This window comes from Haemophilus parainfluenzae, assembly GCF_036288925.1.
Taxonomy (GTDB): Bacteria; Pseudomonadota; Gammaproteobacteria; order Enterobacterales; family Pasteurellaceae; genus Haemophilus_D.
This window is the reverse complement of sequence record NZ_CP127167.1, coordinates 694553-709310: the sequence shown is the minus strand read 5'-3', so window position 1 is coordinate 709310 and position 14758 is coordinate 694553. Positions and strand designations below refer to the sequence as shown.

At 37.8% G+C, this 14758-nt stretch carries 22 protein-coding genes; 3 read left to right on the top strand and 19 right to left on the bottom strand.

Features of this window, described 5'->3' with window-relative positions; all coding sequences use genetic code 11:
- Positions 1 to 101: 101 nt before the first annotated feature.
- From QQS40_RS03610 to ftsY, 17 genes are all read right to left on the bottom strand, one after another.
- Positions 102 to 785: a hypothetical protein gene (locus QQS40_RS03610; protein ID WP_329506163.1), complete on the bottom strand. Its 684-nt coding sequence runs from the start codon at positions 783 to 785 to the stop codon at positions 102 to 104.
- An 11-nt stretch (positions 786 to 796) separates the two neighbouring features.
- Positions 797 to 1450: a hypothetical protein gene (locus tag QQS40_RS03605; protein WP_329506161.1), complete on the bottom strand. Its 654-nt coding sequence runs from the start codon at positions 1448 to 1450 to the stop codon at positions 797 to 799.
- A 74-nt stretch (positions 1451 to 1524) separates the two neighbouring features.
- On the bottom strand, positions 1525 to 2619 hold the full coding sequence (locus QQS40_RS03600; RefSeq protein ID WP_329506159.1) for an NOC3 family protein: 1095 nt from the start codon (positions 2617 to 2619) through the stop codon (positions 1525 to 1527).
- A 324-nt stretch (positions 2620 to 2943) separates the two neighbouring features.
- The gene (gene rpsQ, locus QQS40_RS03595) at positions 2944 to 3201 is read right to left on the bottom strand and encodes a 30S ribosomal protein S17 (protein WP_005695091.1); all 258 of its coding nucleotides are present in this window, start codon (positions 3199 to 3201) and stop codon (positions 2944 to 2946) included.
- Positions 3201 to 3392, bottom strand: coding sequence for a 50S ribosomal protein L29 (gene rpmC, locus QQS40_RS03590; RefSeq protein WP_014064571.1), 192 nt, complete (start codon positions 3390 to 3392; stop codon positions 3201 to 3203). The genes rpsQ and rpmC overlap by 1 nt, the downstream gene beginning before the upstream one ends.
- Positions 3392 to 3802: a 50S ribosomal protein L16 gene (gene rplP, locus QQS40_RS03585; RefSeq protein ID WP_005695088.1), complete on the bottom strand. Its 411-nt coding sequence runs from the start codon at positions 3800 to 3802 to the stop codon at positions 3392 to 3394. The genes rpmC and rplP overlap by 1 nt, the downstream gene beginning before the upstream one ends.
- A 13-nt stretch (positions 3803 to 3815) precedes the next feature.
- Positions 3816 to 4523, bottom strand: coding sequence for a 30S ribosomal protein S3 (gene rpsC / locus QQS40_RS03580; RefSeq protein ID WP_005640982.1), 708 nt, complete (start codon positions 4521 to 4523; stop codon positions 3816 to 3818).
- A gap of 17 nt (positions 4524 to 4540) precedes the next feature.
- Positions 4541 to 4873: a 50S ribosomal protein L22 gene (gene rplV / locus QQS40_RS03575; RefSeq protein WP_005625897.1), complete on the bottom strand. Its 333-nt coding sequence runs from the start codon at positions 4871 to 4873 to the stop codon at positions 4541 to 4543.
- 11 nt (positions 4874 to 4884) lie between these two features.
- Positions 4885 to 5160 (bottom strand): 30S ribosomal protein S19, encoded by a 276-nt coding sequence (gene rpsS / locus QQS40_RS03570; protein WP_005539416.1) that lies wholly within the window; start codon positions 5158 to 5160, stop codon positions 4885 to 4887.
- A gap of 24 nt (positions 5161 to 5184) precedes the next feature.
- Positions 5185 to 6006 carry a 50S ribosomal protein L2 gene (gene rplB, locus QQS40_RS03565; RefSeq protein WP_014064570.1) on the bottom strand — a complete coding sequence of 274 codons (822 nt, stop codon included), beginning with the start codon at positions 6004 to 6006 and terminating at the stop codon, positions 5185 to 5187.
- 17 nt (positions 6007 to 6023) lie between these two features.
- A complete protein-coding gene (rplW, locus tag QQS40_RS03560) occupies positions 6024 to 6323 on the bottom strand; it encodes a 50S ribosomal protein L23 (protein WP_005632756.1) in 300 nt (99 codons plus the stop codon).
- Complete coding sequence (rplD, locus tag QQS40_RS03555) at positions 6320 to 6922, bottom strand: 50S ribosomal protein L4 (RefSeq protein WP_005695085.1); 603 nt, start codon at positions 6920 to 6922, stop codon at positions 6320 to 6322. The genes rplW and rplD overlap by 4 nt, the downstream gene beginning before the upstream one ends.
- A gap of 15 nt (positions 6923 to 6937) precedes the next feature.
- Positions 6938 to 7564 (bottom strand): 50S ribosomal protein L3, encoded by a 627-nt coding sequence (rplC, locus tag QQS40_RS03550; protein WP_005632753.1) that lies wholly within the window; start codon positions 7562 to 7564, stop codon positions 6938 to 6940.
- A 16-nt stretch (positions 7565 to 7580) separates the two neighbouring features.
- Positions 7581 to 7892 (bottom strand): 30S ribosomal protein S10, encoded by a 312-nt coding sequence (gene rpsJ / locus QQS40_RS03545; RefSeq protein WP_001181005.1) that lies wholly within the window; start codon positions 7890 to 7892, stop codon positions 7581 to 7583.
- Positions 7893 to 8223: 331 nt separating this feature from the next.
- On the bottom strand, positions 8224 to 9156 hold the full coding sequence (gene ftsX, locus QQS40_RS03540) for a permease-like cell division protein FtsX (protein ID WP_329506139.1): 933 nt from the start codon (positions 9154 to 9156) through the stop codon (positions 8224 to 8226).
- A gap of 9 nt (positions 9157 to 9165) precedes the next feature.
- Positions 9166 to 9822, bottom strand: coding sequence for a cell division ATP-binding protein FtsE (gene ftsE, locus QQS40_RS03535; RefSeq protein WP_297569427.1), 657 nt, complete (start codon positions 9820 to 9822; stop codon positions 9166 to 9168).
- A gap of 14 nt (positions 9823 to 9836) precedes the next feature.
- Positions 9837 to 11294, bottom strand: coding sequence for a signal recognition particle-docking protein FtsY (gene ftsY, locus QQS40_RS03530; RefSeq protein ID WP_329506137.1), 1458 nt, complete (start codon positions 11292 to 11294; stop codon positions 9837 to 9839).
- A 98-nt stretch (positions 11295 to 11392) separates the two neighbouring features.
- On the opposite strand from ftsY, the gene rsmD reads away from it, so the two are divergent.
- Positions 11393 to 11977 (top strand): 16S rRNA (guanine(966)-N(2))-methyltransferase RsmD, encoded by a 585-nt coding sequence (gene rsmD, locus QQS40_RS03525; RefSeq protein ID WP_297569421.1) that lies wholly within the window; start codon positions 11393 to 11395, stop codon positions 11975 to 11977.
- A 9-nt stretch (positions 11978 to 11986) separates the two neighbouring features.
- A complete protein-coding gene (gene trmL, locus QQS40_RS03520) occupies positions 11987 to 12463 on the top strand; it encodes a tRNA (uridine(34)/cytosine(34)/5-carboxymethylaminomethyluridine(34)-2'-O)-methyltransferase TrmL (protein WP_065244056.1) in 477 nt (158 codons plus the stop codon).
- A gap of 430 nt (positions 12464 to 12893) precedes the next feature.
- Here trmL and QQS40_RS03515 read toward each other — a convergent pair whose 3' ends face one another.
- Complete coding sequence (locus QQS40_RS03515) at positions 12894 to 13649, bottom strand: DeoR/GlpR family transcriptional regulator (protein ID WP_049357243.1); 756 nt, start codon at positions 13647 to 13649, stop codon at positions 12894 to 12896.
- A 21-nt stretch (positions 13650 to 13670) separates the two neighbouring features.
- Complete coding sequence (locus tag QQS40_RS03510) at positions 13671 to 14246, bottom strand: rhomboid family intramembrane serine protease (RefSeq protein WP_172622040.1); 576 nt, start codon at positions 14244 to 14246, stop codon at positions 13671 to 13673.
- A 96-nt stretch (positions 14247 to 14342) separates the two neighbouring features.
- Here QQS40_RS03510 and QQS40_RS03505 point away from each other — a divergent pair, with 96 nt between their 5' ends.
- Positions 14343 to 14660, top strand: coding sequence for a DUF5389 domain-containing protein (locus QQS40_RS03505; RefSeq protein ID WP_128787958.1), 318 nt, complete (start codon positions 14343 to 14345; stop codon positions 14658 to 14660).
- Positions 14661 to 14758: the final 98 nt, after the last annotated feature.

Genomic DNA, 14758 nt, shown 5'->3' with positions numbered 1-14758 from the left:
TTACTAAATAACCCAGTTAAAATTTACCGCACTTTCGATAAATTAAAAAGCCAATGAGGTTTCTATTCACTTTATTTCTATTCATTAATATAAACTAAAATTTATCTAAATTGGTTATCCTTTCCTAATTTCATGTATCCTAGCTGAAAACCGTACATATCAATTATTTTTGCTTTTGAATAATGATATTTTGTCGGTTGTCCATTAAAATCGAACACCTTAATTTGATTACTTAATTTTTCAATTTCTTCTTTATTTTCTACATAAAATTGATAAATAATTTCCAAAGATTTTTTATTCGGTATACTAAAACCGCATTCATTCCCTGCAATATCACTAAATGAATCTCTAAAAAAACGATCGTATGCTGGAATAATAGCAAATACCCCTAGTAAAACTTTTGTAACTAAAGTAACTGCTTGATGATCTTTTCCTTTAAGAATATATTCTTCCGCTTTATTATATAAATCTAAGACAATTTGAGCATTTTCTTTATAGTTCTCAACATCAATATTCCATGCATTTAAAGGTTGCTCATAAATCCATTCAACAAGATCTTTTAAATAGGCTGGATTTTTCCATAATAAAAAACTAGATCCTCTCAGCATTCCCCAGCTTGCCAAATAACTCCATAATACTTGACAACTTTTTTCAATATCAACTTTTCCACTTTCTTTCGAAGAACGAAAATGAAGATAACAAAAATCAAAACTATAATAGCGATGCTGGATATCTTGCTGATCATTCTTAAATTTTGAAATTACTTCATAAATATTTCTTTTCATAAATTACCACTTTATTCCCCAGTATCTTCAAGTATAGTATTCACTTGGTAAGCAATTTTAGGTGGTACAGAAAAATCATGGTTTCTGCATCCCCAGCGCATTAAACCGCATACAGCAAGTCCACCACCGGCCGCGCTTGTTGTACCAATCTTAATTTTTTTCTTTTCAAATGATTCTCTTTTTTGGTATTTTTTTCTCTTCATATTCTCGTCGGCGAAACGGTACAACAGAAAACCTAAAGCAATGCTGGCAAGTAAAATGATCCAAAACACGAATAAATACATCCATTTTCCAATAAACATGAATAGTGTCATCAAGAAATTTCCTTGATTAGCTCGCCAAGAGAAGATCCACGAAAATATCAAGGTTAGCACCGTTACGATACCCAATGACCAATTAACAATGGTATCAAAATACTCCTGATCTTTTTTTGAATCTACGAAAAAAGGTAAAATAAAAAATGTAATTACAGGAATAAATAAAAGAAATACATCTAGATAACTATAAAAGTACACTCTTTTTTCCGATGAATTACTTGCAATACAGCAAATAATGACATAAGCAAGGGGAGCGAGTAAAGCAACCCAAAGTCCGTGTTCTGTCCACCACTGCCCAACAGCTGAATCACTTAGTGTTGTTAATAATTGATTAATATTTTCTTCCATATTGAATTTTCTAAAATTATCCAGTTTTAATTTTTATAAACTAAGCAGAATAAATCATACTTAGTTCCCTATATTTACTGCTGATTATTTTTATATTGAAGCCGAATTTGGGCTGCCTTCTCTTTTGCTTCTTTAACCTTTTCTTTAAAGAGTTCTAATGACTTTTCTTTACTAGATAAGTCCTTCATATTATCCTCTAAAGAAGATAACTTCCAAGATAATCTTAGTTCTAAGTCATATATTTTATCGCGTAAATCTTTTCTTGACTGTTCGGATAACTCTTTCTGGGTTCTTTTAAGGTCTTCTTGAAAAACTAAAACCTGCTTCTCAAGAGCTGCCTTATTAATCCTTGTTTTTATCAAATCAATCAGATTCTTTTCATAATCTGAAACCGCCCTCAGCAATGATGAATCATATGCTTGAATACTATCCATTCTAGGTATACTTTGAGTAGCTGTACTACCTCTAGCACTAGTTTTTTTCTCAAACTCAGGTAGTTCTTCTGGGAAAGTTTCAAGAAATTCAATATATCTCGCCCTTTTTGCATATTCTCGAGCTTTCATAGGATTACTTGAGTGATTAAGCGGCAAATCAAAATCTTTACGTTCATTCACTAATAAAGGAGTACAATATTCTGCAACTTCACCTGCTTCATCTTTATCTTGATAGCAAGTATAAATAGATACCTGATAAAGCTCATTTAATGGTTTAGTCTCAAATTTAGCTTCAAATATATTATCCTTTTTAGGAGAGTTAGGAGAGGTAATAGAAATAAGTGGTTTAGCACTCTCAGAGTATTGAGCTGTTTGAATACCCTTATTCGTTTTCACAATGACCTTATCAACATTACTCACTTGGCAAGCAACAATAAAAAGAATCTCTATATCTTTTTTAAACGCAGCATCCTTTGTTTGCCCCATACTGTAAGCACGAAGTATATTAGAAAAACTGTTGCCAGCCGTTTGAAGAGCTTTTGATTTCAATTCACAATTCCCATCATTTACTGTCAGATCACTAACCCTTAAACCATCAGATAATGCTCTCACTGTAAGATAAGAAGCTGTTTGACCTGGGGTAGGCTCAAGCTCTAAATGAACAAGTTCTGAATCAGCTAATGCAGTTGATACATAAGAAAGGAACATAGGTAAAAAAAAGGAGATCTTCTTCATTGATACGCCTCGATTAATCAATTTTTTATTTAATATTTGTTTGAGATGTTGTGTCAATCACAACTACAGCGAGTATACTGGTCTGACATATTATGTCAATAAAATATTAAAATCAGTATACTACCTTGAATTTTTAATATTTTCTGAGAAATTCATCTGTAACATTAGGATTTATCGAAAAATAAAAGATAGAATAAATGATATTCTCCTATTACTTGCTGTAGAGAATATATATCTTGAATTAAATATTAGGCTAGAATATTTATCTCTTAAATAAAAAACCCTTTCATATTACTACGAAAGGGTTTTAAATTTTACCGTTAATTAAGCAATAACTGCTTTCTCAACAACACGAACTAAAGTCCAAGATTTGGTTTTAGAGAGAGGACGACATTCGCGAATCTCTACTACATCACCTAATTTGGCTTCGTTGTTCTCATCGTGTACGTGTAATTTAGTTGTACGACGGATAAATTTACCGTATAACGGGTGTTTTACCTTACGTTCAATAGCAACAACGAAAGATTTTTCCATTTTGTCGCTAACAACTTTACCTTGTACGCTACGAATTTTATCAGTCATTACTCACCCGCCTTCTCAGTTAAAATGGTTTTAACGCGTGCGATATCACGACGCACTTGTTTAGCCTGATGGGTTTGTTGAAGCTGACCGGTGGCTGTTTGCATACGCAATTTGAATTGTTCACCTAAAAGGTTCACTAATTCATCATTCAGCTCTTCAACACTTTTTGTACGTAAATCTTGAGCTTTCATTACATCACCGTCTTAGTTACGAAGGTAGTCTTGATTGGCAATTTAGCAGCTGCTAATGCAAATGCTTGTCTTGCGATCTCTTCAGACACACCATCCATTTCATAAAGTACTTTACCCGGTTGGATTAAGGCTACCCAGTACTCAACGTTACCTTTACCTTTACCCATACGGACTTCTAATGGTTTTTCAGTAATTGGTTTATCTGGGAAAACACGGATCCAGATTTTACCTTGACGTTTAACTGCACGTGTCATTGCACGACGAGCCGCTTCAATTTGACGAGCGGTTAAACGACCACGACCAACTGCTTTTAACCCGAATGTACCGAAGCTAACTTCAGTACCACCCGCGATACCACGGTTACGGCCTTTGTGAACTTTACGGAATTTTGTACGTTTTGGTTGCAACATTTAGCGTTTCTCCTTACTTACGACCTTTGCCACGCGGAGCCTTTTTAGGCTTGTCGGCAGGTTGTTGTTCTGATTGCGCAACTGCAGCCATTCCACCCAAAATTTCACCTTTGAAGATCCATACTTTAACGCCGATTACGCCGTATGTAGTATGAGCTTCTGCAGTGTTATAATCGATGTCCGCACGAAGAGTATGTAGAGGTACACGACCTTCACGATACCATTCAGAACGTGCGATTTCTGCACCACCTAAACGCCCGCTAACTTCAACTTTGATACCTTTGGCACCTAAACGCATTGCGCTTTGTACCGCACGTTTCATAGCACGACGGAACATTACACGACGTTCTAATTGAGAAGCGATGCTGTCTGCAACTAATTTTGCATCTAATTCCGGTTTTTTCACTTCAGCAATGTTGATTTGAGCCGGAACGCCAGCGATTTGAGATACTGCGTTACGTAATTTTTCAACATCTTCACCTTTTTTACCGATAACGATACCAGGGCGAGCTGTGTGAATTGTTACACGAATACTTTTCGCTGGACGCTCAATAGTAATACGTGAAACCGAAGCGTTTGCTAATTCTTTAGTTAAGAATTTGCGTACTTTGAAGTCACCGTCAAGATTGTCGGCGAAATCTTGTGTATTCGCGAACCAAGTAGAGTTCCAAGGTTTTACAATACCTAGGCGAATACCATTTGGATTTACTTTTTGACCCATTGCTATTCCTCTACTTATTAACGATCTGACACAACCACAGTGATGTGGCTAGTACGTTTTAAAATACGATCTGCACGACCTTTAGCACGTGGCATAACACGTTTCATGCTAGGACCTTCATCAACGAAGATTTTAGCAACTTTAAGATCATCGATATCTGCACCATCATTATGCTCTGCGTTAGCAATAGCAGACTCTAATACTTTTTTCACTAAAGCCGCAGCTTTTTTGTTAGTAAAAGTTAAGATTTCTAATGCTTGCGCAACTTTTTTACCACGAATTAAATCGGCAACTAAGCGAGCTTTTTGGGCAGAAGTGCGAGCGTAACGATGTTTTGCGATAGTTTCCATCTATTTACCTCTTATTTCTTAGCTTTCTTATCTGCCGCGTGACCGCGGTATGTACGAGTCGGTGCAAATTCACCTAATTTATGGCCGATCATTTCATCAGATACATAAACAGGAACGTGCTGACGACCATTATGGACTGCGATGGTCAATCCGATCATTGAAGGAATGATCATTGAACGACGGGACCAAGTTTTGATTGGTTTTTTATCCCCGCTTTCCACCGCCTTCTCTACCTTCTTCAACAAGTGTAGGTCAAGGAAAGGACCTTTCTTGAGAGAACGTGGCATGGCTTATCCTCTTATTAATTTAAATTATTTGCCACGACGACGTACGATGAATTTATCAGTACGTTTGTTGTGACGAGTTTTCTTACCTTTAGTTTGAACGCCCCAAGGAGTTACTGGGTGTTTACCAAAGTTACGACCTTCACCACCACCGTGTGGGTGATCTACTGGGTTCATTGCTGTACCACGAACTGTAGGGCGAATACCTCTCCAGCGGTTAGCACCAGCTTTACCCAATACGCGAAGCATATGTTCTGAGTTACCAACTTCACCGATTGTAGCAACACATTCAGCTAATACTTTACGCATTTCGCCTGAACGTAAACGTAAGGTTACGTAGTTGCCTTCACGAGCGATGATTTGTACATAAGCACCAGCAGAACGAGCGATTTGACCGCCTTTACCTGGTTTTAATTCAACGTTATGTACTGTTGAACCAACTGGGATATTACGCATTGGTAATGAGTTACCCACTTTAATAGGTGAGTTAACGCCAGATTGGATTTGATCGCCAACTGACAAACCTTTAGGTGCTAAGATATAACGGCGTTCACCATCTTTATAAAGCACTAAAGCAATGTTAGCTGAACGGTTTGGATCATATTCTAAACGTTCAACAACCGCTGGGATATCTAACTTGTTACGTTTGAAATCGATTAAACGGTAATGTTGTTTATGACCACCACCGATGTGGCGAGTGGTAATACGACCATAATTGTTACGACCACCAGTTTTAGATTTAGTATCTAGAAGAGGCGCGTAAGGTTTACCCTTGTGTAATTCAGGGTTCACGATTTTAACAACGTGACGACGACCAGCGGAGGTCGGCTTACATTTAACGATAGCCATTCTCTAATTTCCTCCGATTACTCTGCACTGTCCACGAAGTCCAAGTTTTGGCCTTCGGCTAAAGTTACATAAGCTTTTTTCCAGTCGCTGCGACGACCCATTTTGTTACCACGGCGTTTAGTTTTACCTTTAACAACCACAGTACGAACTGAATCAACTTTTACTTCAAATAATTGAGCAACAGCAGCAGCAATTTCAGCTTTGTTCGCATCTAAAGCAACTTTAAGTACAACAGTGTTAGATTTTTCAGCATTGTTAGTTGCTTTTTCAGAGATGTGCGGTGCACGTAGCACGCTTAGCAAACGTTCTTGACTCATGCTAGGATCTCCTCAATTTGTTTCACAGCGTCAACAGTAACAATCACTTTATCGAAAGCGATTAAGCTAACTGGATCGATACCTTGAACATCACGTACATCAACTTTATATAAGTTACGTGCCGCTAAGAATAGATTTTCATCTAAACTTGCTGTGATAATTAACGCATCTTCAACTGCTAAATCTTTTAATTTTTGTACTAAAACTTTAGTTTTTGGTGCATCTAATTCGAATTTTTCAACAACAACCAAACGGTCTTGACGAACTAATTCAGAAAGAATGCTTTTGATAGCACCACGGTACATTTTCTTGTTCACTTTTTGGCTGTGATCTTGTGGTTTAGCCGCGAAGGTTGTACCACCAGAACGCCAGATTGGTGATTTGATATCACCAGAACGAGCACGACCTGTACCTTTTTGACGCCAAGGTTTTTTACCTGAACCAGACACTTCAGCACGAGTTTTTTGCGCACGAGTACCTTGACGAGCACCTGCTGCATAAGCAACAACAACTTGGTGGATCAAAGCTTCGTTAAACTCACGTCCGAAGGTAGTTTCAGAAACAGTTAGTGCGTTTGCACCTACAACTTGTAATTCCATCTCTATCTCCTAGACTTATGCTTTAACTGCCGGCTTAACGATAACATCGCCATTGATAGCACCAGGTACAGAACCTTTTACTAATAGCAATTTACGCTCAGCATCTACACGAACAACTTCAAGTGATTGAACGGTTACACGCTCAGCACCTAAATGTCCTGCCATTTTTTTACCTTTAAACACACGACCTGGAGTTTGGTTTTGACCAATAGAACCAAGTACACGATGTGATAAAGAGTTACCGTGTGTAGCATCTTGAGTACGGAAGTTCCAACGTTTAACACCACCTTGGAAACCTTTACCTTTAGAAGTACCAGTAACATCTACTTTTTTAACATCTGCAAAGATGTCAACATTGATTTCTTGACCTAAAGTGAATTCTTCACCTTCAGTACGAAATTCCCATAAACCGCGACCAGCTTCAACACCTGCTTTCACGAAATGACCTGCTTCAGGTTTAGTTACACGATTCGCTTTTTTAGAACCAGTTGTAACTTGAACTGCAGTATAGCCATCGTTTTCAAGAGTTTTAACTTGAGTTACGCGGTTGGCTTCGATTTCGATAACGGTAACTGGTACAGAAACACCGTCTTCATTGAAGATACGGGTCATACCAACTTTACGACCGACTAAACCAATCATTGTAATAACCTCTTAATTAACCTAGGCTGATCTGCACGTCCACGCCGGCAGCCAAATCTAAACGCATTAATGCATCAACAGTTTTTTCTGTTGGCTCTACGATATCTACTAAACGTTTGTGTGTACGAATTTCGTATTGGTCACGCGCGTCTTTGTTCACGTGTGGAGAAATCAACACGGTGAAACGCTCTTTACGAGTTGGTAAAGGGATTGGACCACGAACTTGTGCACCAGTACGTTTAGCTGTTTCTACGATCTCCGCAGTAGATTGATCGATCAAACGGTGATCGAAAGCTTTTAAGCGGATACGGATTCTTTGGTTCTGCATTAGACCAGAGCTCCAATAAAATTTAGCTAATAAAAAACTAACACCAATCACAATTCTAACTTCAAAATAGAAAAGGAGGTGTAAGTTACCTGTTATATAGTCTCCAAATCGGAAACATTGTTAGTATTACATATCGTAATACTCGTTTAATAAATGATTACATTAAACGGCTTTCAATATCTGAAAGCCCATGGATATTACACAAAAACACCTAATTATGCAAGCTTTTTGTTCAATTAATTCCCACATACAAAAAAGTGCGGTCATTTTCCCGAATGTTTTTCAGCTGAAAATACGACAAAAAATGACCGCACTTTAATATAAATGAAATCTATAGTTTGTTATCTAACATTGCAATATGTCTTGTTGCTGCAATCCATGCACCAACATACCCCATAATCAAGCAGCTTACTAATAAGAAGATTAGCTCACCAACGCCTAATCCATTGAGCTCAAATGTCACCGCAAAGATATCTGTCACATACTTCACGGCTGAAGTAAAGTAACCCACAATAAGACTACTAAATACGGCTGCGACAAATCCACCTAACACCGCATAAATCATACCAGTATAAAGATAAGGCCGAAGAATGAATTGATCTGTAGCACCTAATAGTTTCATCACATCAATGCTTGCTCGGCTACTATATACATCCGAGCGAATACTATTTCCGATAACAAGGAATACCGCAATAGTCATCAAAACCGTGCAGAAAATTGCCACATGCGCAAATAACCACGAAAGTGCAGTCAATTTTTCCATCCACTCGTTATCTAAACGAACTTCTTGTACACCTTTAATTTTATTTAAATTGGTACGTAATTCTGCTCGTTTTTCAGATGCATTAAAGTCTTTAGACGGCTTCACCATCACGACTGCCGGTAATGGATTATCATCTAAAATCTCTAATTCTTCACCAAAACCAGACCAACTTTTAAATTCTTTTAAGCTTTCTTGGCGAGAAACATAATTTAAAGATTCCACGCCTTCTTGTTGACGGATTTTTTCCACCACTAAGTTAGCATCTTCTTCACTTAAATTTTTATGTAAGTAGATTGTGAGTTCACTTTCCGGATAAAATTGAGTCGTCGCTAAATGTAAATTTTTCCATAACAAATAGCTCACCGTTGGGATCGTTAAAGACACGGCAATGACTAAAATTGTTAGCAATGTACCAAATTTACGTTTTACCAAATCGCCCCAAACCGAACGCAAAGTATAGGCAGTTTGCACGCCAAAAGAAGCATCAATACGTCTTGTCATTTTTTATCCTTAATAGCGTAAATAGCCTTGTTCAAGTACAAGACATGGTTTTGGTTTTTGTTGAATTAAATTGATATCGTGTGTCGCAATCAAGACTGTCATGCCTAAACGATTAAACTCTTCAAAAAGATTAAAAATCCCTAAGGAAAGTTCATCATCTAAGTTGCCTGTCGGCTCATCCGCTAATAAAAGTTGTGGTTTATGTACAATTGCACGCGCAATATCTACACGTTGTTGCTCACCACCTGAGATTTGTGACGGCATATAATTCGCTTTATTACGTAAGCCCACACGATCTAGCGCAACCAATGCTCGTGTATGCGCTTCTTTTGGGTTCATTCCTGCAATGATCAATGGCAATGCCACATTCTCTACCACACTACGATCTGTTAACAAACGATAATCTTGGTGAACCATTCCAATTTGACGGCGCAAAAAGGGGATTTCATATTTAGACAAACGCGTAATATCATGACCATTAAACCAAATATTACCGGCATTCGCCTTTTCCATTCCCATAATTAATTTAAGCAAGGTACTTTTACCTGCGCCAGAATGCCCAACAAGATAAGTCATGCTTCCGACAGGAAGATGAAAATTCAAGCCCTGCAAGGCCGGCTGAGTCGCTCCGTGATAAGCTTTAGAGACATTTGCAAATCGAATCACTTTATCATTCCTTTTTATTCTTCATTTTCGTGAACAAACAATGCTTCAATAAATTCTTCTGCATTAAATTCGCGTAAATCTTCAATTTTTTCACCCACACCAATATAACGAATTGGTAAATTAAACTGATCCGCAATGGCGAAAATTACCCCACCTTTTGCCGTGCCATCTAATTTAGTTAGAGAGATCCCTGTTAAACCCACAGCTTCATTAAATAATTTCGCTTGGCTAATGGCATTTTGTCCTGTGCCCGCATCAAGAGTAAGCATAATTTCGTGCGGTGCGGTTTCATCATATTTTCTCATGACGCGAACAATTTTCTTCAATTCATCCATGAGATTATTTTTATTTTGTAAACGGCCTGCCGTATCCGCAATTAAAACATCAATGTTACGTGCTGCGGCAGATTGCATCGCATCAAAAATCACCGACGCAGAATCTGAGCCCGTACTTTGTGCCACCACCGGAATATTGTTACGCTCACCCCATACTTGAAGTTGTTCTACTGCTGCCGCACGGAAAGTATCCCCTGCTGCTAACATGACTGATTTACCTTCATTTTGGAATTTGCGAGCTAACTTACCAATTGTGGTTGTTTTACCTACACCATTCACACCAACCATTAAAATAACATACGGTTTTTTAGTCGTATCAATAACTAGCGGCTGCGCGACAGGCTTTAATATCTCCGCCATTTCAACTTTAAGTTGTTGGTAAAGTAATTCTGCATCTTGTAATTGTTTGCGACTGGCGTGCTCGGTTAAATTCTTAATGATTTTATTAGTGGTTGGCACGCCAATATCGGCAATCAAAAGCTGCTCTTCCAACTCATCAAACAAATCATCATCAATTTTTTTTCCTAAAAAGAAAGATCGGAAACCCGCGCCAATATTTTGTTTGGTTTTGAGTAAGCCTTTGACTAAACGGCTGAAAAAACCGCCCTCACTTGGTTTTTCTTGCGTTTCGGTATTGATATCTGAACGTAATTCGTCTTTAACATCTTCAACAATTTCAGGCTCAATCTCCGCTTCAACCACAGGAAGAGCTTCAACGACATTATCTGGTTCAATAATGCTTTCTGTTGGTTCTTCTGTAGGAAATGCGGTTGAAATTTCTTCTGTTTTTACCGTTTCTTCGTCAATTGTTTCAATCACCGGTGTATCTAAAACAGGTTCAACATTGACCGCACTTTCAGGTGAAATCACTTCTTCTACGACAGGTTCAAGATACTCAACTGCCACCTCTTCTGCTTTCTCTTGTTGCAGTTGTTCAGCTAATTCCTGTAATTCGTCCTGTTCAACTTGTTCTAATTGAACGTCCTCTTCAGCGTGAACAATTTCTTCCTCAGGTGAAACATCGGCAGGTTCGACAGATGGCTCTTCAATAATTGGCTCAATTTTTTGTTCTTCTTGCTTTTTATTGCGACCAAAAAGAGAGGCCCAAAATCCACCTTTTTTCTTTTCTTCTGACATAAATTCTTCTCTTAAACACAAATCTGTAAAAAATACTGCCTATTCTAACAAAAAATCGTCTAAACTAAGCACAATTTTCACTACAAATCTGTTTCTTTATGAAAAAAATGCAAGTTCAAAATGCCAAAGGCGAAGTTCGAATCATCGCAGGTCTTTGGCGAGGGCGAAAATTACCGGTTTTAAATGCGGAAGGTTTGCGTCCAACAGGCGATCGCGTAAAAGAAACCTTATTCAACTGGTTGATACCTTACATTGTGGATAGCCATTGTCTTGATTGCTTTGCGGGTAGTGGCTCACTTGGTTTTGAGGCTCTTTCTCGTCAAGCGAAACAGGTAACGTTTTTAGAGTTAGATAAAACCGTCGCGAATCAATTAAAGAAAAATTTGCAAACGCTAAAAACAACAACTGAACAAGCTCAAGTGATCAATCAAAATAGCTTAGAATTTTTAAAACAAGCGCAAAATCAACCGCACTTTGATGTGGTATTTTTAGATCCGCCTTTCCATTTTGGTTTAGCTGAACAAGCAATAGCTCTCTTAGAGGAAAAGAATTGGCTGTTACCTCATGCATTGATTTATATTGAAACAGAAAAAGACAAACCGCTTAGCGTGCCTGATAATTGGCAATTACTAAAAGAAAAAACCACAGGTATGGTGAGTTATCGCCTGTATCAAAAAGATTAGGAAATTATTATGTTAGATATTGTGTTATACGAACCTGAAATTCCACAAAATACGGGAAATATTATTCGCCTTTGTGCGAACACTGGTTTTCGCCTTCATTTAATCGAGCCACTTGGCTTTACCTGGGATGATAAAAAATTACGTCGCTCGGGTCTGGATTATCATGAATTTGCCGAAATCAAAAAACATAAAACTTTTGAAGCCTTTTTAGAAAGTGAAAAACCGAAACGTCTTTTTGCACTGACAACCAAAGGCAGCCCAGCACATAGCGAAGTGCAATTTGAATTAGGGGATTATTTGATGTTTGGCCCTGAAACTCGTGGTATTCCCATGTCTATTTTAGATAGCATGCCAATGGAGCAAAAAATCCGTATCCCAATGACTGCAAATAGCCGCAGTATGAACTTATCCAACTCAGTCGCAGTGACGATTTATGAAGCTTGGCGACAGCTAGGTTACGAAGGGGCCGTGAATTTAAATCGATAAAAAATCAGTAAAATAGTCGCTTATTTTCTAAACCAAAATAAGTGGCTTTCTTTTTGCATTTAAATTGTGATCTCGATCACATATTTGTAATTTTAATATTCCCTTTTTTTAAAAATAGCAGTATAAATAAATTACATTTAGAGAGGGATCTCGATGTGCTCTACTTGATCTATCAAGCTCTTGTCTTTCTTGACGCTTCAAGCAAACCTTCCCCGTAGTCCTAAATAAAAATTGGCAGTCAAATGATTTGCCGTCCGTTTTTATCTCTAAAATTTAACAATTTAATATGCAGCAAAATTAGCTTTATCTTATATCAATAAGGATGTTGACATGAATAGAGTTAATTTTGAATTGGTCGAAACAGCAGTGGCTAAGCAGGGATGCTTACAAAAAAGTGCGGTTATTTTTTTGACCGCACTTCCTATTTAGACTATTTACAAATCACTAACTTTGTATTGCTATTTTCTAAATAATCCTCAATTTGTTTTGGCACATCATCAGTAAAAAGATAATCCACGTCTTTGAGCTCCCCTAATCGCACAATGGCTTGTCGAGAAAATTTTGAATGATCGGTCGCTAATAACGTTTGACGAGAACTTTCTATAATGGCACGTTTCACTTGGACTTCATGATAATCATAGTCCAATAATGAACCATCAAGGTCGATTGCACTAATACCCAGAATCCCGAAATCTAAACGGAATTGCGAAATAAAATTAACCGTTGCCTCACCAATAATTCCCCCATCCTTACGCAAAGAACCTCCCGCCATCGTAATATCAAAGGTTTCATTTTGACGTAATAAATGAGCAGCATTGAGATTATTTGTCACAATGCGTAAACGCTCATGATTTAACAAGGCATTTGCCACGGCTTCAGGTGTTGTACCAATATCAATAAATAAGGAGGCGCCATTTGGAATACATTCCGCCACTTTGCGGGCAATCGCACTTTTTTGGGAAGGGAAAAATTGTTTACGCTCAATATAATCTGAATTTTCTGCGGTAGAAGAAGGTGCCGCACCACCATGATGACGACGAATTAAATCTTGCTCCGCAAGAATATTCAGATCGCGTCGAATTGTCTGAGGACTAACTTCTAATTCGATAACCAGCTCTTCTGTGCTGGCATAGCCTTTTTGCGTCACAAGCTCAACAATTTTCTGATGGCGTAATGATTGTTTCATATAAATGTCTATACAGTTGAATTAGCTAAACGCTCTACTATTAATTTTACTCTGCAGAAATCCCCAAACCAATCCTAAGATAAAGCCTGAAATATGAGCTGCGTTGCCTATATTAATACCAAAAAGCGGACTAATAAAGCCAAATACAAGCCCTACCAGTAACATTGTAAAAAAACCTTCCAGTAAGTCAAAGCTATGCGGGTGCAATTTGTCCACCACCAACACATAACCTAACACCGCATACACGACACCAGATAATCCGAAAAAGGCGGGACCGGTAAAGTAATTCTGTGCAGCGCCACTCACTGCGGCAGACACTAAGACCAATAATAAAAAATGGAAAGAACCAAATCGGCGTTCAATCGCACCACCAAATAACCAGAACCACGAAAGATTAAATAAAATATGGGGTACCGACAAATGAACGATAGCATGAGTGAAATAACGCCATATTTCCTGATCTTCCCAAGAATAAGCAGGATAATGGAATAAATCCATCATTGGCTCTTCAAACCCGACATTCTGCAAGAGATAAATCACTGCGCAAAGTGCGGTCAAAATAAACGTGATTTTTTGTGCGCTCAATGTGCGTTTCAATACTTTTCTCTCTTCTGACACATCAGTTTCACTATCAAATAAAGACGGCATTTGTTATATTCCTTTTTATTTTTTGTCAATCATATAAGGTTCATTATGAAAAAACAAACTATGCCGACAGGATTTAGTGGCTTCGCTTGGGGACTTGCGGCATTTTGTTTACCCATTTTACTGTGGCCGATGGCCTCTCTGCTTTCCACTGCTTTTGTGAAAAACCCTACACTGAGCGATTTTCAGATCGATCTTTTCTCGATTATCTTTTGGGTGTATCCCTTTGTTTTAGTTTTGATTGCACGTTTACTTTATAAATTACATCAGTACAAACCTAAACTTGCCGTAAAATTATTGCTACTAAGTGCGGTCATTTTTTACATTGTTTTAGTTTCAGTTTGCTACATTGGCTTTAATGCTTAAGAATATAAAAACAAAATCACAAACAACAAAAAGGGAGCTTTCGCTCCCTTTTAACTTATGTTCCTAATAATCAAAAATATAAAAAATTTCCTACCTAA